Annotated in this window: 15 protein-coding genes and 1 tRNA gene; 13 read left to right on the top strand and 3 right to left on the bottom strand. The window is 55.4% G+C overall.

Annotation, left to right across the window (positions count from 1 at the left end; genetic code table 11):
* Positions 1 to 7 precede the first annotated feature (7 nt).
* Together QWY30_RS11365 and QWY30_RS11360 are read left to right on the top strand one after the other, a co-directional pair.
* Positions 8 to 1423 carry an FAD-binding oxidoreductase gene (locus tag QWY30_RS11365; RefSeq protein ID WP_290241098.1) on the top strand — a complete coding sequence of 472 codons (1416 nt, stop codon included), beginning with the start codon at positions 8 to 10 and terminating at the stop codon, positions 1421 to 1423.
* Between the two features lie 9 nt (positions 1424 to 1432).
* Complete coding sequence (locus QWY30_RS11360; protein WP_290241096.1) at positions 1433 to 3337, top strand: LTA synthase family protein; 1905 nt, start codon at positions 1433 to 1435, stop codon at positions 3335 to 3337.
* A 15-nt stretch (positions 3338 to 3352) separates the two neighbouring features.
* Here the strand turns inward: QWY30_RS11360 and mutM are convergent, their stop codons facing one another.
* Complete coding sequence (gene mutM, locus QWY30_RS11355) at positions 3353 to 4180, bottom strand: bifunctional DNA-formamidopyrimidine glycosylase/DNA-(apurinic or apyrimidinic site) lyase (RefSeq protein WP_290241094.1); 828 nt, start codon at positions 4178 to 4180, stop codon at positions 3353 to 3355.
* A gap of 61 nt (positions 4181 to 4241) precedes the next feature.
* On the opposite strand from mutM, the gene QWY30_RS11350 reads away from it, so the two are divergent.
* The 8 genes from QWY30_RS11350 to QWY30_RS11315 all read left to right on the top strand — a co-directional run bounded on the left by QWY30_RS11350 (position 4242) and on the right by QWY30_RS11315 (position 10853).
* Complete coding sequence (locus tag QWY30_RS11350) at positions 4242 to 6080, top strand: tetratricopeptide repeat protein (RefSeq protein ID WP_290241092.1); 1839 nt, start codon at positions 4242 to 4244, stop codon at positions 6078 to 6080.
* A gap of 8 nt (positions 6081 to 6088) precedes the next feature.
* On the top strand, positions 6089 to 6655 hold the full coding sequence (locus QWY30_RS11345; protein WP_290241090.1) for an outer membrane lipoprotein LolB: 567 nt from the start codon (positions 6089 to 6091) through the stop codon (positions 6653 to 6655).
* A gap of 26 nt (positions 6656 to 6681) precedes the next feature.
* Entirely contained in the window at positions 6682 to 7617 is a 936-nt protein-coding gene (gene ispE / locus QWY30_RS11340; RefSeq protein WP_290241088.1) for a 4-(cytidine 5'-diphospho)-2-C-methyl-D-erythritol kinase, read from the top strand.
* A 1-nt stretch (position 7618) separates the two neighbouring features.
* Positions 7619 to 7692: transfer RNA gene (locus QWY30_RS11335), tRNA-Gln, on the top strand.
* Between the two features lie 58 nt (positions 7693 to 7750).
* Positions 7751 to 8701, top strand: coding sequence for a ribose-phosphate pyrophosphokinase (locus tag QWY30_RS11330; protein WP_290241085.1), 951 nt, complete (start codon positions 7751 to 7753; stop codon positions 8699 to 8701).
* A 135-nt stretch (positions 8702 to 8836) separates the two neighbouring features.
* The gene (locus QWY30_RS11325; protein WP_290241083.1) at positions 8837 to 9439 is read left to right on the top strand and encodes a 50S ribosomal protein L25/general stress protein Ctc; all 603 of its coding nucleotides are present in this window, start codon (positions 8837 to 8839) and stop codon (positions 9437 to 9439) included.
* A gap of 74 nt (positions 9440 to 9513) precedes the next feature.
* The gene (gene pth, locus QWY30_RS11320) at positions 9514 to 10110 is read left to right on the top strand and encodes an aminoacyl-tRNA hydrolase (protein ID WP_290241081.1); all 597 of its coding nucleotides are present in this window, start codon (positions 9514 to 9516) and stop codon (positions 10108 to 10110) included.
* Entirely contained in the window at positions 10107 to 10853 is a 747-nt protein-coding gene (locus tag QWY30_RS11315; RefSeq protein ID WP_290241079.1) for a CPBP family glutamic-type intramembrane protease, read from the top strand. The genes pth and QWY30_RS11315 overlap by 4 nt, the downstream gene beginning before the upstream one ends.
* Here QWY30_RS11315 and QWY30_RS11310 read toward each other — a convergent pair.
* On the bottom strand, positions 10846 to 12399 hold the full coding sequence (locus tag QWY30_RS11310) for a class I adenylate-forming enzyme family protein (RefSeq protein ID WP_290241076.1): 1554 nt from the start codon (positions 12397 to 12399) through the stop codon (positions 10846 to 10848). The genes QWY30_RS11315 and QWY30_RS11310 overlap by 8 nt on opposite strands.
* Positions 12400 to 12482: 83 nt before the next feature.
* Here QWY30_RS11310 and ychF point away from each other — a divergent pair, with 83 nt between their 5' ends.
* From ychF to QWY30_RS11295, 3 genes are read left to right on the top strand one after another with little or no spacing between them, the layout of a single operon-like run.
* Positions 12483 to 13574: a redox-regulated ATPase YchF gene (gene ychF / locus QWY30_RS11305; RefSeq protein ID WP_290241074.1), complete on the top strand. Its 1092-nt coding sequence runs from the start codon at positions 12483 to 12485 to the stop codon at positions 13572 to 13574.
* Positions 13575 to 13625: 51 nt separating this feature from the next.
* A complete protein-coding gene (locus QWY30_RS11300; RefSeq protein WP_290241072.1) occupies positions 13626 to 14702 on the top strand; it encodes a malate/lactate/ureidoglycolate dehydrogenase in 1077 nt (358 codons plus the stop codon).
* 41 nt (positions 14703 to 14743) lie between these two features.
* Positions 14744 to 16414 carry a thiamine pyrophosphate-binding protein gene (locus QWY30_RS11295; protein WP_290241070.1) on the top strand — a complete coding sequence of 557 codons (1671 nt, stop codon included), beginning with the start codon at positions 14744 to 14746 and terminating at the stop codon, positions 16412 to 16414.
* 6 nt (positions 16415 to 16420) lie between these two features.
* Here QWY30_RS11295 and QWY30_RS11290 read toward each other — a convergent pair whose 3' ends face one another.
* A complete protein-coding gene (locus tag QWY30_RS11290) occupies positions 16421 to 17179 on the bottom strand; it encodes an SDR family NAD(P)-dependent oxidoreductase (protein WP_290241068.1) in 759 nt (252 codons plus the stop codon).
* Positions 17180 to 17192 lie beyond the last annotated feature (13 nt).

Below are 17192 nucleotides of genomic sequence, written 5' to 3'. Positions count from 1 at the left end.
GAACTGAATGAGCGCACTGAAACAGCTACAGCAAATCGTGGGAGAGACCCAGGTATTGACCGGCGAGGCGATGACGCCTTACTTGATCGACTGGCGCGGACGTTACCGTGGCGAAGCCCTTGCAGTCGTGCGTCCAGGCTCGACTGAAGAAGTCGCCGCCGTGGTGCGGTTGTGCGCCGAGCACAAGATTCCGATCGTGCCCTCAGGTGGCAATACGGGGATGTGCGGGGGGGCGACACCCGATGAGTCGGGTCGCGCGTTGGTTGTTTGTCTGGCGCGGCTCAATCGAGTGCGCGAAATCGATACGGACAACGATACGATCACCGTTGAGGCTGGTTGTATTCTTCAGGCTGTTCAGGAGGCGGCGCGTGCGTCGAACCGTCTGTTTCCTCTGAGCCTGGCTGCGGAGGGAAGTTGCACAATCGGTGGCAATCTTTCGACCAATGCTGGCGGCACACAGGTATTACGCTATGGCAACACGCGTGAATTGGCGCTTGGCCTGGAAGTCGTGACGCCACAAGGAGAAATCTGGCATGGTTTGCGTGGCTTGCGCAAGGACAACACCGGGTACGATTTGCGCGATCTGTACATCGGGAGCGAAGGAACCTTGGGCATCATCACTGCCGCAACGATGAAGCTCTATCCGTTACCTGTCGCGCAGCGTATTGCGATGCTGGCCCTGAATTCCCTGGAGGATGCGATCGCAATGCTGTCGCGCGCACGCGCAGGTTTCGGTGCTTCGCTGACGGGTTTCGAGGTCATGATGGGACCGGTACTCAAGGCCGTGGTGCGACTGTATCCTCAGCAACGTTTACCGTTCGAGGGACCCTCCGCGGACGCACCTTGGTTCGCGATTCTTGAGTTGTCCGACAGCGAAAGTGCTGAGCATGCCCAAGCACGTTTTGAGTCCGTTTTGGGCGCCGCGATCGAAGATGGCTTGGTCGTGGATGCGGCGATTGCTGAAAATATCGCGCAAAGCAAGGCGATCTGGCACCTGCGCGAAAGCATCCCGCTCGCCGAGGCAGAGCTGGGTAAGAGTATCAAGCACGATGTTTCGATTCCGATTTCCCTAATCGGTCAATTCGTCAAAACAACCAATGCGGCGCTTCAGGCCAAGTTCCCAGGTATTCAGAATATCGTGTTCGGCCATCTGGGCGACGGTAATTTGCACTACAACGTCGCGCGCGCGCCCAACCAGACTGAGCAAGAACTGCTTGCGACCCAATACGAGGTCTATCAGCTGGTGCATGACAGTGTTCATGCCCATGGCGGCTCCATCAGTGCCGAACATGGCGTCGGACAGCTCAAGCGCGACGAACTGACCCGCTACAAGACCGAACTCGAGCTCAGACTCATGAAGCAAATCAAGCAAGCGCTCGATCCGCACGGCTTGATGAACCCCGGTAAAGTACTTCAGACCTAAGGAAAGCAGATGCTTCGTTTGACATGGCGGTTTTGGTGGACAGCGCTGTTGATGCTGACCTTGTTCCGCCTGTGTTTAGTGGTGTGGCAATGGCCACGTGTCGAAGCGGTCGATGGCTTTTGGCCAGTGATGATTGGTGGTTTGCGCATCGATCTGGTCATGATCGGGATGATGATCGCCATTCCGGCAGGAGCGGGGCCTTTTTTCGGGCACTTTGCGATTGCGGAAAAAATAACGGCCTGGTGGTTCAGGATTTGCTGGTTTCTACTGCTGTTGCTGGAGGTCTCGACCCCTCAGTTCATCGCCGAATACGACACGCGCCCCAATCGCTTGTACTTCGAGTATCTTGGTTATCCCCGCGAAGTCTTCTCCATGCTTTGGGAGGGCTATCGTCTTGTCTTGCTCGCTGCGTTCGTGGGGCTGGGCATCGGGATGTGGGGCGCTTTCAAGCTCTTCAAGGCAGGCAAGCCTGACAAAGAGCTTCGCTGGTGGTTGCGTCCGGTCGTCAGTGTGGTCCTGATCCTGTTTTGTGTCGGCTCGATCCGTGGGACATTGCAGCATCGCCCGATCAATGCTTCGTCCGTGGCCTTTGGCAACGATGCGATGGTCAATGCGCTGCCCTTGAATGGTTTCTGGAGCGTGACCAATGCGGCCTATCTGATGAAGAATGAAAAGTCTTCGTTTGATATGTATGGCAAGTTACCGATCGAGGAAATCAACGACATCGTCCGTCGCGCGGCTGGGATTCCTGACCCGGTGCTGGATCCGCATCTGCCAACACTTCACGCTCAGACTGCGAGTATGAGACGTGATAAGCCTCTCAATCTTGTCATCATTTTGCAGGAGAGCCTGGGGGCGCAGTACTCTAAAAAACTGGGTGGTGCGCAAGACTTGACCCCTGAGCTGGATAAGTTGGCCGAAGAGGGGTGGTGGTTTGAGCGGGCTTACGCAACAGGCACGCGCTCAGTGCGAGGCTTGGAAGCCGTGAGTTCCGGCTTTTTGCCAACGCCCGCCCAAGCCGTGTTAACACTGCCACGCTCGCAAACGGGCTTTTTCACTATTGCTGAGTTGCTTGGGCGGCATGGTTATTACTCGCGCTTCATTTATGGCGGTGAGGGCCATTTCGACAATATGCGCAGCTTTTTCCTGGGTAATGGCTTTAACGAAATGGTCGATTTGCCCAAGTTTGTCGCGCCTAAGTTTGTGGGTTCCTGGGGGGCTTCCGATGAGGATATGTTCACCGAGCTTGATCGTGTTTTGCGCGAAGACAATGCCCGTCCGACCGTGACGATGGCCTTCTCTGTTTCAAACCATTCCCCATGGGAATATCCAAAGGGTCGCATCGAGCCGATCGGTGAACCTGCTTCGGTCGTCAACACCGTTCGCTATGCAGACTGGGCCATTGGTGATTTTTTCAAAAAAGCCCGTCAGTCGCCCTACTGGGATCACACTATTTTTCTGATTGTGGCGGATCACGATGCCAGAGTCTATGGAGGATTAGTGCCCGTACGTCACTTCCATATTCCCGCGTTGATCATCGGTCCGGGTGTCAAGCCCAAGTCCGATCCTCAGGTCATGAGTCAGATTGACCTTCTGCCCACACTCCTGTCTCTGATGGGAATGGATACGGTGCATCCCATGCTGGGTCGAGACCTGACGCGTGCCGCCGCTCATCGGGCCATGATGCAGTTCGGCGATAACTATGGTTTTTTGAAAGCGGGACCCGAGGGAGAAAAGCTGGTGGTGCTCGAGCCTGGCAAACCTGCGCGCACCATGCGCTACGAGATGCCGGATCGCTACACGCCTGTCGAGTCTGATGAACAACAGTCACGAGAAGCCCTCGCGCATGTTCTTTGGCCGAGCTGGGCGTATCGCGAGCAACGTTACGCTTTACCACCACGCGCGCCCCGCTAGTTCAAACTGGCAAGCCTAGATTTTCTGGCAGCTTGGACAAAAATATGTGGCGCGCTGTCCTTGCACGATCCGTTTGATCGGCGTGCCGCAGACTCTGCATGGCTCGCTCTCACGTTCGTAGACGGCTGCATGTAGCGTGAAATACGCCCCAGCTTCCCCTGTGGCATTGACGTAGTCGCGCAACGTACTGCCCCCTGACTGGAGAGCATCGGTGAGCGTGCTTTTTAACGCTTCGACTAAGCGCTCACAGCGGGCAAGGGATACCCGGGAAGCTTGGGTTTTAGGGTGAATGCGCGCCCGGAACAAGCTTTCAGAAGCATAAATATTTCCTGCCCCGACGACGACGTCTCCAGCTAGCAGGGCTTGTTTGATCGAGACTTTTCTGCCTGCCAGGCCTTGCTTGAGCCATTGGGCATCAAATTTGGCATCAAATGGCTCAATCCCCAGCTTACTCAGCAAGGGGTGGTCTTCAACAGGGCCGTCTGTTTTGGGGTGCCACAATACAGACCCGAATCTTCGGGGGTCATGCAGCCTCAGGGTGACCTCGTCAAATTGCCATTCCACATGGTCGTGCTTTCTCAGAAGCTCGCCGTTCTGGACGCTGCGCAAAGATCCGGACATCCCCAAGTGGATGAGCTGTGTGCCCGTATCGAATTCAATCAGAAGGTATTTGCCCCGACGACGACAGGCGCGTACGACCAGCCCGGAGACGTGTTCAGGCAAGTCTTTTGGGATCGGCCAACGCATGCGGGATTCGTGCACGATCATGTTGCGGAGGGTGCGACCTGTTGCAACGGCGTCAATTCCCCGGCGAGTTGTCTCGACTTCTGGTAGTTCTGGCATGGCTGAGTGCTAACATCCGTCCACTGAGTCTGTTGATTGTGCCACCAACCAGGCGGGTCGAGTGAAGTCGTTGTTTAAATCCATTGTTTCTCAAATTTCCGCTTTCGCCCTGCTTGGGGGTGTTGCCTTGTCCTGTGCCACGGTCGCGTGGGCGCAAACAGGGCCTCTCAAAGGTTTTGGGCAAAACGCCCAACTCCAGATTAAGCCCCGGCAACCCGAGTCGGAGGTTATTCGACTGCGTGCGGGTGAGCTGCCTGAGGTGACGCTGACCTCGACGATTTTGTTCCGGATCTTGGCCTCCGAGATTTCCGCACAGCGCGGTGCCTATGTGCCCGCCGGCAAGACGATGTTGGATTTGAGCCGTGAGCTGGGTGACTATCGACTTGCGCGCCGCTCGCTGGAGTTTTACCTGGCGGGGGGCAATCTTCCCGGTGCGCTCGAAGCCTCGCGCGCCTGGTTGCGCCTGACTCCCGACGATCCAGAGGCTTCATCGACGGAGATGGCACTCGCTGCGGCTTCGGGGCAGACCAGCGGATTGGCGACCGCCTTACGTAAACAAATCGATGCCGCCACAGATAAATCTGCAGCGATTGGACAGGCTTTCGCTGTTCTGAGCAGAATGCCCGACAAGCGTGCGGCCTTGAGGATTTTGAGCACAGCCATTGGTGACAGCAACGCGCGTCACCTCGCCTCAGGCCATATGGCTTTGGCCGATATGGCGCGTGCCGCGGGTGACAATGAGCGAGCGCTCGAAGAGTCTCGCTTGGCGCTTGCTGCCGCCCCGCGTTCTGAGGATGCGGCTTTGCGTGTGTTCGAGTATGGACTGAGCGTCGACCCCGAGCGCGCTTTGCGTGACGCCACCGAATTTGCCGCTTTGCAACCAAACGCACGACGTCTGCGTGTGATTTTGGCGAGTCATCTGGCTGATCGTGGACAGTTCGACGCGGCGATGGCCGAGCTGACTGCGATGGCTAAACGCTCCCCTGAAGATTTCGATTTATTGTTCATGCAGGCCCAGGTTGCCTACCGGGCAAAAAAGCTTGAGCAAGCTCGCGGCTTTCTGGATCAATATGTCAATGTCCAATCGCAACGTCTACGCGCATCCGCAGCGGCAGGCGCCACGGATGCACCGATCGCTCTTGCCGAGGCCTATCAGCTCTTGTCCAAAATCGCTGAGGAGCAAGGACAGCTCGATGAGGCAGTGAATCTTCTCGCGAAGATTGATGATCCATCGATGCGTTACACCTCCCGCATCAGACAAGCCCTGATTCGCGCCAAACAAAAGAAAGTCGATGAGGCGCTTGCCCTGATCGACTCGGCGAATGCGCAAACCGATGAAGAAATCATGATGGGGGCTTCGGCGGGGGCGCAAATCTTGCGTGATGCAAATCGATTGCCCGAAGCGATCAGGCGCATGCAGGCGCTCGATCAGCGTATGCCTGATACGGTTGATGTGAAGTACGAGCTCGCGATGCTGCACGAGCGTGCGGATCAAATGCGTGAGGCGGAGCGATTGTTGCGGCAGGTCATCGCCCTGGACCCAGGGCACGCGCATGCGCACAATGCCTTGGGCTACTCACTGGCGGATCGAAACCAAAGGTTGCCTGAAGCTTTGGCGCTGATTACCCGTGCCCTGGAAATTTCACCCAGAGATCCTTTCATTCTCGATAGCATGGGCTGGGTTAAATACCGGATGGGTCAGTACAAAGAGGCTGTAGACTATTTGCAGCGTGCTTACGACAGGCGACCCGAAGCGGAGATTGCCGCCCATCTTGGCGAAGCGCTTTGGAAGTCTGGTCAACAGGATGCGGCGCGCAAGGTTTGGCAAGAGGGGGTCGCCAAGGACGCATCGAATCCTACCCTGCAGGAAACTCTGAAGCGGTTTGGGGTTCGACCTTGATTTTCCGTATGTTTTTCAGGATTGCTCTTGGCGCATTCCTATTTGCGCTGGCAGGTTGTGCCACTCAAATTCCCGGCTCATCCGAAACGACAGGGTTGGATGAACTGGTCCGTCATGGCCGTTTTGCCTTACGTGCCGAGGAGCCCAATCAACCGCCTGAAGCCGTTCAGGGTGGTTTTGTGTGGCGTGATGTGAAGGGTCGACTGACACTTGATTTGACGAATCCTTTTGGAAACATTCTTGCGCGGGTTTCTGTGGATCCCGGCCAGGCAACGCTGACACAAGCCAATGGCGAAATCTTGCGCGCGCCCGACCCTGATGGGCTCGTGCAGCAGGCAATTGGCCAACGCGTTCCTGTGCGAGATCTGCGCCAGTGGCTGAGACTGCCTTTGCGAGCGTTACCCTCGATGCGGGAAATCAAAAGAGACGACCAAGGCAGGATTTCTTCTTTCGCCCAAAGTGGTTGGGAGGTGGAATTGTCGCGCTTTGATCAGCAAGGCCCACGTCTATTGGTCCTCTCACGTAACGAGGCGAACAAGCATATTGTGATCCGCCTCATTGTCGACGTGCCTTGAACGACAAATCCTGACCTTCCATCAACATGCTGTACGACCTCTCCGCGCCTGCCAAGCTGAATCTTTTTTTGCATGTCGTCGGTCGGCGCGCAGATGGTTACCATCTCTTGCAAACCGTTTTTCAGCTCATCAGCCTAGCGGATAGTCTGAACATCGATACGCGCGCAGATGGTTTGATTGTTCGTGAAACGGACATGCATGGTGTGGCGCACGATGACGATCTCGTGGTGCGCGCCGCACGTCTCCTTCAGGAGAAGACAGGGACCAGGCTTGGGGCGCATATTCAGCTGACCAAGCGGATCCCCTCAGGGGCCGGATTAGGAGGGGGGTCAAGTGATGCGGCAACGGTATTGATCGCGTTGAATCGTCTCTGGGGACTGGGTTTAACCCGTTCGGAGCTGATGCGGCTCGGTCTCCAGCTCGGGGCAGATGTGCCGGTTTTCATTTTGGGTCAAAATGCGTTCGCAGAAGGGGTCGGAGAGTTGCTCACCCCGATCGAACTCCCTGGGCAAGCATTTTTAGTGATCCAGCCCGCTCAAGGCGTGCCGACACATGGTGTTTTTCAGGCCCCTGATTTGACAAGAGACACCGAACCGGTCAAAATAATGGACTTTTCTGGACGTCAAGCGATCACTCGCTTGGGGTTTGGTCACAATGATCTGCAACCAGTGGTTTTAAACCGCTACCCAGTTGTTCGTCAGACGCTTGATTGGCTAGAACAGGCCGGTTTTAAAGCGCGGATGACCGGGTCTGGATCCTGTTTTTTTATCGGATTCCAGAGCGTTCAGCAGGCCGAGGTGGCACGACAGGAAATGCTCGCTAAAATACGTGTTGATTTTTCTGATTCTGCGAGTGCGGGTGTTATGAGTGATGGGTGTTTCGGCTCAGTGAGTCCGATACGAAACATCTTGGTCTGCCAAGGCCTTTCAGAGCATCCGTTGCACGATTGGATTGAAAGCTAGTTGGGGAGTCGCCAAGCTGGTTAAGGCACCGGATTTTGATTCCGGCATGCGAAGGTTCGAATCCTTCCTCCCCAGCCCCTAATTCTGTAGAGCTGTCCCACATTTAATCTGACGGTCTGTGACTGCCCACATCATGCCTAATGATAGTTTCATGATTTTTACCGGGACTGCGAATACGCGTCTTGCGGTTGATGTGGTTAACCATCTTGATATGTCCCTCGGTCGTATGACTGTTGGACGTTTTTCGGATGGTGAGGTCATGGCTGAAATTAATGAAAACGTCCGTGGTAAGGACGTTTTTGTACTTCAGCCAACCTGTGCGCCCACCAATGATAATTTGATGGAAGTCATGGTGATGGTGGACGCCCTGCGTCGCGCCTCCGCTGGACGCATCACTGCCGCTATCCCCTATTTTGGATATGCACGACAGGATCGTCGTCCTCGTTCCGCCCGGGTGGCCATCACGGCGAAGGTCGTGGCAAACATGCTTCAGGTAGCGGGTGTTGATCGCGTCCTGACCATGGACTTGCACGCAGACCAGATCCAAGGATTTTTTGATATACCCGTCGACAATATCTATGCAGGGCCGATTTTGTTAGGGGATATTTGGCGTCGCAATCTAAGTAATCTCGTCGTGGTTTCACCGGATATCGGTGGTGTGGTGCGGGCCCGTGCGTTGGCTAAACAGCTTGAAGCCGATCTGGCCATCATAGATAAGCGTCGTCCTCGCGCCAACGTCTCCGAGGTGATGAACATTATTGGCGAGGTCGATGGTCGCACCTGTCTGATCATGGATGATATGGTCGACACGGCAGGCACGCTCTGCAAGGCTGCCCAGGCGTTGAAAGAGCGCGGCGCGGGTGCCGTGTATGCGTATTGCACACATGCCGTGCTGTCTGGGGGCGCCATTGAGCGCATTGCAAGTTCTGAATTGAATGAGCTGGTGGTCACTGACACGATTCCTCTTTCGGACGAGGGTCGTGCTTGCAGCAAAATCCGCCAGCTTTCTTGTGCGGCTTTGCTGGGCGAAACAATTTTACGTATTTCGAACGCCGAGTCCGTCAGCTCGTTGTTTGTAGATTAAAGAATCAAAAGCGTATCCGGAAAGAGGATGCGCGAAGTGATTTGCGGTTCACTGGTCGCGGTGAGCTGCGAAGCCACGATTCGATACCCGGATCGTGTTTTAACAGGATGCTAGTCATCCCTTTTGGAGTTTTTCATGCAATTTAATGCAACCCCACGTAGCGTACAGGGAACGAGTGCGAGCCGCCGCCTGCGCCGTGCGAGCCGCGTCCCCGCCATTGTTTATGGTGGCAAAGAGCAGCCCGTCAATATCGAACTCGATCACAACGAGATTTATCACGCTCTGCGTAAAGAGCAGTTTCACGCATCCATTCTGGAGATGCAACTCGAAGGCAAGAGCCATCAGGTTCTGTTGCGTTCGGTTCAGTGGCACCCTTACAAGCAGATCGTCATGCACGTCGACTTTCAGCGCGTGTCCGCCGATCAGGCGCTCCATACCAAAGTGCCTTTGCACTTCACGAACACTGAAATTTCCCCAGCGGTCAAGCTCAGCGCTGCGATCATTTCGCATGTGATGACTGAAATTGAAGTCGCTTGCTTGCCATCCAATCTGCCACAGTTCATCGAAGTGGACTTGTCCAAATTGGTGGGCGGCGCGTCGATTCACTTGGCTGACATTACGTTGCCTAAAGGCGTGACTTACGTTGCGCACCGTGGCGATGCAAACCCAGTCTTGGTGACAGCCATCGTCAAGGGCGGTTCTGCTGAAGCTGCTGACGGCGCAGCACCTGCCGCTTAATTCACCTTCTTAGAAGTGCTCTCCAAGCCCTGTCCGTTTTGTGCGGATGGGGCTTTTGTCTTCATAATGGCGTGATGAATCATCCGATCAAACTCATTGTTGGGCTAGGCAATCCAGGTCCCGACTACACTCGCACGCGACATAATGCGGGCTTTTGGCTGGCCGATGCTATTGCAGATGACCTGCGCTGTGCCTTCAACATCGAAAAATCATTTTTTGGTTCGGTTGCCAAGGCGCGCTTCGAGGGCGAGCAAATCTATTTGGCCAAGCCTCAAACCTTTATGAATCGTTCTGGCCAGTGCGTCGGAGCGCTTGCCCGTTTTTACAAACTCGTCCCGGAGGAAATACTCGTGCTCCATGACGAGCTCGATCTCATGCCAGGTCAGGTCAAGGTCAAGCAAGGGGGCGGTCATGCGGGTCATAACGGATTACGGGATATCCAGGCAGCGCTTGGAAGTGCTAATTTTTGGAGACTGCGTTTGGGAATCGGACATCCTCGCACTTTGAAACTTGCTCAAGAGGTCGCTGATTTCGTACTTCATCCTCCCCGGCGTGAAGATCAACAGGCAATCGATGATTGTCTGACGCGCTGCCGCGCGGTGACGCCATTATTTTTGAAGGGTGAGTTTGTGCGCGCGACCGAGCAGTTGCACCGTGACAATCCGCCATGACAGTGATGCGCTTTCGAGACGAATTCAGACTATTTTTTAGTTTTGTCCGACGCCCAAGTCTCAAGCGTGAGGTTAAGCATGCAACTCCGGTCAGTGGTTGGATGGCGGACTGGTGGCCTTCCTGCAAGATATCGCGGCTGCTCGCTTGGGCGGCCGCGCTTTGGCTGATTAATATCGTTGCGCTTGGACCGCTTGTGTTGACCGTTTTTGAAATGAGTGGTGCGACGCATCGCATCAGTGTGCACAATTTGCCTTGGTTTCAGGCGCTCCTGTGGGCCCCCATTATTGAAGAGATGCTTTTCCGTTTTGGTTTGCGCCGACCCCTGTTGGCATTGCTAGTCGTGCCTGTGTTGATTTATGTCTTTCTGAACGGTTTTGCCTGGTGGGCCAGCAGTCTGATTGTGTGTGTGATGCTCATGCTGATCTGGTCGATGCGTCACGCACGCATGCCCTCTGGATCTGGCTGGAATTGGCTTAGAACATATCGTTGGTCGTTTCCTGTCGTGATGCACCTTTCTGTCTTGGGCTTCGCGGGGCTCCATATCCACAACTATGAGTTTGTGGATTTGCCCGCGTGGATGATGGTGGTACTCGTGTTGCCGCAATGGGTGACCGGACTGGCGCTTTGCTGGATCCGTGTGCAACGTGGCATCGGCGCGGCCATACTGGTCCATGCATTTTTCAATGCGGGACCTTTAGCTGTGGCATGGCTGGCCTTGCAGGTCGCGGGTGATGCTATTTAGCATGGGCGCCGTAGCGCTCGCGCAATTCTCTCTTCAGGACCTTGCCAATTTCGCTTCTGGGTAATGTGTCCGTCAAAACAAGATCGGCCAGGCGCTGCGTTTTTCCGAGCCGGGCATTAACCCAGGCAAGCAGGTCAGTGCGATCAATCGTTGCATCAGGTTTGAGAACAACATAGGCCACTGGTGTTTCTCCCCACTGACGCGAGGGCACACCGACGACTGCGGATTCCCGCACCTCAGGATGTTGGTCGATTTCAGCCTCGAGATCGCTTGGATAGATATTGAAACCGCCTGAGATGACCATGTCTTTTTTGCGATCCGCGAGAATCAGAAAACCATCTTCGTCGTAGCGTGCGATATCGCCTGTCCGGATAAAGCGTTTGCCTGAAGGGTCGAACCATTCGACCTCGCGGGTCTTCTCCGGCATTCCGTAGTAGCCCTCCATCATTGCCGAGGAGCTCCCCACTATTTCACCCGTCTGACCTTGAGGGACCTCTTGTCCTGCCTCATCGATGAGTCGAATATCGTGACCGCTGGCTGGACGACCGATGGTGTGAAGCTTGTGCGGATAATTGTGCGCCTCGAGCTCGCAGCGACCACCGCCTTCGGTCATCCCGTAGATTTCGGTTAAACGACCAGGCCACCGCTTGAGGACTTCAGCTTTGAGGGCCGCACCAAAAGGGGCGCTTGTTGAAAATTTTGCCTGAAAAGCTGAGAGATCAAAGCGGTCAAACTCGGGATCGTCAAGAATACGCTGATACTGCACGGGCACCAGCATGGTGTGCGTCACTCGATGCTTTTGAGCAAGCTCAAGGTAGCGACGCGCGTCAAACTTGCTCATCAGTACACCTGTGCCACCGAGCGCGAGCGTGGGCAACAAGGCAACAAGTGTGGTGTTCGAGTAGAGAGGTGTAGAGGCGAGCGTCACCGAATCAGGCCCATAGCCGTTGGTGGCCGCGCGTTGGACGTGCGACCAGCGCATGGAGCAGGGCTGAACAATGCCTTTAGGTGTGCCTGTGGTGCCGGAGGAGTAGATCAGGTTAAAGGCCCAGTGGGGTTGTGTGTCCACGGGACGGGGCTGTTTGTCGCCAGATAGCCATTCGCCCCAGCTGTCTGTTCCCTGCTGCTCGTCGATCCATATTCTGTGCAAGCCATTTTCGACCAAGCTGTCAGTCGGCCAAGTGGTCGCGCAGGCACGATCTTGGAAAAGGATTTTGGCACCTGAATTGGCGAGCATGCCGTCCAGATTCAGAGGTGTCGCGGTGGGTGGTAGCGGTGTCATGACCGCACCTGCGCGTAAAGCCCCCAGAAATAGCGCCACATACTCGAACGAGGTGCCTGCGCACGCGGCGATTTTGTCGCCCGGCACATATCCGTCGCGCTGCAGCGAGGCCGCGACACGGGCGATCAATGTGTCGAGCTCTGCGTAGGAAAGTGACTTGTCGTTGAGAATCAAAGCCGGGTGCTCAGGTCGCTGCGAGGCAGCAAAACTGACCATTTCCGGGATGGTGCCAAAAGGGCGGGCGAGAAGCTCAGCTAGAGTCATGATCTGGGAGAGAAATTAAGGGCGGAGCGGTTAAACTCATATTCTATACAGCTGTTTCACTTCTTAAGAACTTCGGGATTCTCATGGCTCTGCAATGTGGCATCGTTGGTTTGCCCAACGTCGGTAAATCAACCCTTTTTAATGCCCTCACCAAGGCAGGTATCGCTGCCGAAAATTACCCCTTTTGTACGATCGAGCCCAATGTCGGCGTGGTCGAGGTCCCGGATCCACGGCTCGATGCACTCGCCGCGATCGTCAAACCTGAGCGCATTCTGCATGCGACCGTGGAATTTGTGGACATCGCAGGTCTGGTGGCCGGTGCGAGCCAGGGCGAAGGCCTCGGCAACCAGTTTCTCTCTCATATCCGTGAAACCAACGCCATTATTAACGTTGTGCGTTGTTTCGAGGACGATAACGTGATCCACGTCGCGGGACGTGTCGATCCGATCGCGGATATCGAGGTGATTGAAACAGAGTTGGCGCTCGCTGATATGCAGACAGCTGAAAAGGCGATGCACCGTTATCAAAAGACTGCACGTTCCGGTGACAAAGAGGCCCAGAAGGTCGTCGCCATACTCGAGCAAGTCATCGCCCAGCTGAACGAAACCAAACCGATTCGCGCGCTAGATCTTTCGCCCGAAGATCGCGCCTTGATCGCGCCGCTGTGCTTCATCACAGCCAAACCTGCGATGTATGTGGGTAACGTCAGCGATCAGGGGTTTACCAACAATCCTTTGCTCGATCGCTTGAATGAGTATGCCGCCGCGCGCAATGCGCCAGTCGTCGCGATTTGTGCAGCCATCGAGTCTGAGATCGCCGAGCTCTCCGATGAGGACAAAGCTGTCTTTCTGGCGGACATGGGTATGCAAGAGCCCGGCCTGGATCGCCTCATTCGCGGTGCTTTTAAATTACTGGGTCTGCAAACTTATTTCACCGCAGGCGTGAAAGAAGTCCGCGCCTGGACTGTACCGATCGGCGCAACGGCCCCTCAGGCGGCGGGCGTGATCCATACCGACTTTGAGCGTGGTTTCATCCGTGCGCAAACGATTGCGTATGAGGACTTCATTGCCTACAAGGGTGAGTCGGGCGCTAAAGAAGCGGGCAAGATGCGTGCCGAGGGCAAGGAGTACATCGTCAAGGATGGCGACGTGTTGAATTTCTTGTTTAACGTTTAAATCAACATTCAAATATTCACACGTTACAGACTCATCAAAGGAACTCGTTGAATGGCTCAGATGCATCTTATCCCTGTCGATCGCTTGCGCGATGCAGTGCGTTATCTGGTGAAAGGTTTTGGTAGCGATGATCGTGAAATCGAACTCGTCACCGAAAATCTCGTACAGGCAAACCTGACGGGCCATGATTCACATGGTGTGGGGATTTTGCCGCGTTACGCCGAGGCGTATCTGGAGGGCAGTCTCAAGCCCAACGCACAAATCCAGACAAGGATGGATAACGGCTCGATGATCGGGCTGGATGGCGAGTGTGGCTTTGGTCAGGCGATTGGTCATCAGGCGATGGAGCTTGGCATTGCCCGTGCCAAGGAGCACGGCAGCTGTATTTTGGCGCTCGGAAACTCCCATCACTTGTGCCGGATTGGCGCTTGGGCCGAGATGACGGTTGAGCAGGGTCTGATCTCTATCCATTTTGTGAATGTGATTTCCCGTCCTATCGTCGCTCCTTTCGGTGGCGGGGATGCGCGCTTTGGCACCAACCCCTTTACTGTTGGCATTCCTGTGCCTGGTCAGGATCCCATCCTGCTGGATTTTGCGACGAGCGTCATCGCTCAGGGCAAAGCCCGTGTCGCGCTCAATAAAGGCGAGCAGTTGCCACCTGGTTATCTGATCGATGATCAGGGACGTCCGACCACGGAGCCCGTTTACGCGGTGAAACCACCACTGGGCGCTCTGTGCACCTTTGGCGAGCACAAAGGCTTTGGATTGGCATTGATTTGCGAATTGCTGGGCGGTGCGTTGGCGGGTGGCATGACCACACAATCGCCTCCTGACGGTAAGCGGCGCATCATCAACGGGATGCTCTCCATTATTTTTGATCCTGCCAAGCTCGCAGATGGCTCGATCTTTGAGCATGAAATGAAAGCCTTTATCGACTGGGTCAAGGCCTCGCCACCCCAGCCTGGATATGACTACGTCCGTGTCGCAGGAGAGCCTGAGCGCGAGTCACGCGCCAAGCGATTGGCGCAGGGCGTTCCGGTTGACGAAACGACCTGGAACGAAATGCTGGAGACGGCTAAAAAACTGGGTCTCGATCCAGCACAGCTACAAAAATTAGCAGGTTTATAAAAAATCAGAAATCGATGCTCAGGCATCGCGGGGAGACAAAAATGACTATTCAAAAAATGACGGGACGTCAGGCTTTCATCAAGCTCTTGCTCGACGAGGGTGTGACGCATCTGTTTGGAAACCCAGGTACGACCGAGCTTGCGATCATGGAGGCGGTCCCTCAGTTTCCAGAGCTGACCTATGTGCTGGGTCTGCAAGAGTCGATCGTGGTGGGGATGGCGGATGGTTTTGCCCGCGCCTCCAATCAGCTGGTGGCCTGCAATCTTCATTGCGCACCTGGCCTGGGCCATGCCATGGGAGCGATTTATAACGCCAAGTTTTCGGGTTCGCCATTGTTGATTACGGCGGGTCAATACGAGGTTGGTTATGGTTTGCAAGAGCCTTTGTTGTATGAGCCGCTGGTACCGATTGCCGCGCCCTTGGTGAAATGGGCATTCGAGGTGACGCGGATTGAGGATTTACCTCGTGTCATCCGACGTGCGGCAAAAATTGCCCGCACGCCGCCGATGGGCCCTGTGTTTATTAGCCTGCCAGGGTCTGTGCTCGATGAAGAGGCGGAAATCGAGTTTGGTTTCCCCACGATTGTGGATGCGGGTGTGCGTCCGAGCGATTCCGCATTGAAAGATTTGGCGCAAAAACTGCTGGCTGCGAAAAAGCCGGTTATTGTGGCAGGCCGTGAAATCGCCAATGCCGATTTGTTCAATGAAGCCTGCGAGTTGGCTGAGTTGCTGGGTGCGGCTGTCTATCAAGAGTCCGTGCCTTACAACGCGCGGTATCCTTCCTCGCATCCAACTTGCATGGGTGATCTGACACGTAATCAGAAAAAGGTTCGCCAAACGTTAGAGCAGTATGATTTCTTGCTTTGTCTGGGCGCGGACTTGCTGCGCATGTCCCCGATGAGTACCGTCGATCCGCTTCCTCCGGAAATGCCCGTGATGCATATCACTGAGCGCGACTGGGAGTTGGGCAAAAACTATTCGACCGCTACGGCGGTGCGTGCCGATGTCAAAGAAACATTATTGGCCTTGTTGCCGGTGCTACGCGACTTGCGCACAGCAGAACAGGCCAAGCATGCTCAAGCAAGACTGGCAGACCTGGCGACTCGCAACTGGACCGCCAATCGTGCGAAGACCCGTGCCGAGGTTCAGTCGAGTGCTTCGAGCACACCCATCGATCAACGCTATCTCGTGAGCCAACTCGTGGATGTCTTACCCAAAGACGTTATCGTGGTCGACGAAACCTTGACGGCTGCACCGGCGATCGCCGCGATGCTGCCGATGGACGACCCTCAGGCTTATTACGGCCTGGCGAGTGGCGGCCTTGGGTTTGGTATGGCAGGTGCGGTAGGGGTCGCGCTCGCGCAACCTGAGCGTCCTGTGGTGGCAGTGATTGGCGATGGTAGCGCCATGTACAGCATTCAGTCGCTCTGGACGGCTGCACATTTAAAGCTGAACATTACCTATGTGATTATTAATAATCGCAGTTATCGCATCATCAAAGAGCGTTTGTTGGCCATGCGCGGTACAGATGATTTTGTCGCCATGGATATGAATGATCCCGCGATTGATTTTGCGGGAGTTGCCAAGAGTATGGGCATGTCTTCGCAAGTTGTGACAGATCCGACTCAAATCGCCGGCGTGCTCCAGGCTGCGATGGCCAGTCCCGGTCCTCAGCTCGTGGAAGTCATCGTCTCCAGAGGTTTTGGCGAGTAAAGCCGACTAGCGCATGAGGGTGCCGCCATTCACATCCATGATGGCGCCCGACACAAATCCTGCCGCAGGTGAACACAGATATGCCAGCATGCTAGCGATTTCCTCTGGCTGACCCATGCGTTTCATCGGATAGGCATTCGCATCATAGCCATGGCCGGCAGTCATGCCTGTTTCAATCGGACCCGGAGCCACTGCATTGACCGTGACGTGATGGGGTGCGGCGCGTTGCGCAAACCATCTTACCAATGCGTGAACGCCACCCTTGGACGCGGAGTAGTGCGGACCGGCGCGCAGACCTCCCGTCCATCCTGCAATAGAGCCACACAGCGCGATGCGACCGTGTTTGCGCTCCATCATTCCCGGCAAAATAGCACGTACGAGATTGATCGGCCCAAGCACATTGACTTGCATGACGCGCATGAACTCGACATCATTCCATGTCGGTGACAGCCAGTCATCATCGTACGGGCAAATGCCTGCGGTGTCGGCAAGCGCGGTGAGAGGATCGTGCCGAGTCACAAGCGCCTCAACTTGTGCGCGTTGTGTGAGATCGCAGCATTCGACGGCGACCTGTCCCTTGAGCGAGTGGGCAAGCTGCTCGAGGGCGGATTGATTTTGCTCGATATCCGTCAAAACAAGACGGGCACCAAGCTGGCTGCACAGTCTGGCCGTTGCAGAGCCAATCCCGCCCGCAGCACCTGTGATAAGCAGGTGTGTGTGGGAGAGGTCAAAAGCTTGCGAAGCGTTTTCTCTTGAAATGTGCATGACCGCTCCGGTG

Source organism: Zwartia panacis, from assembly GCF_030410395.1.
Taxonomy (GTDB): Bacteria; Pseudomonadota; Gammaproteobacteria; order Burkholderiales; family Burkholderiaceae_B; genus Zwartia; species Zwartia panacis.
Note: the sequence above shows the minus strand (reverse complement) of the source record. Positions and strands in the feature narration are given on the sequence as shown.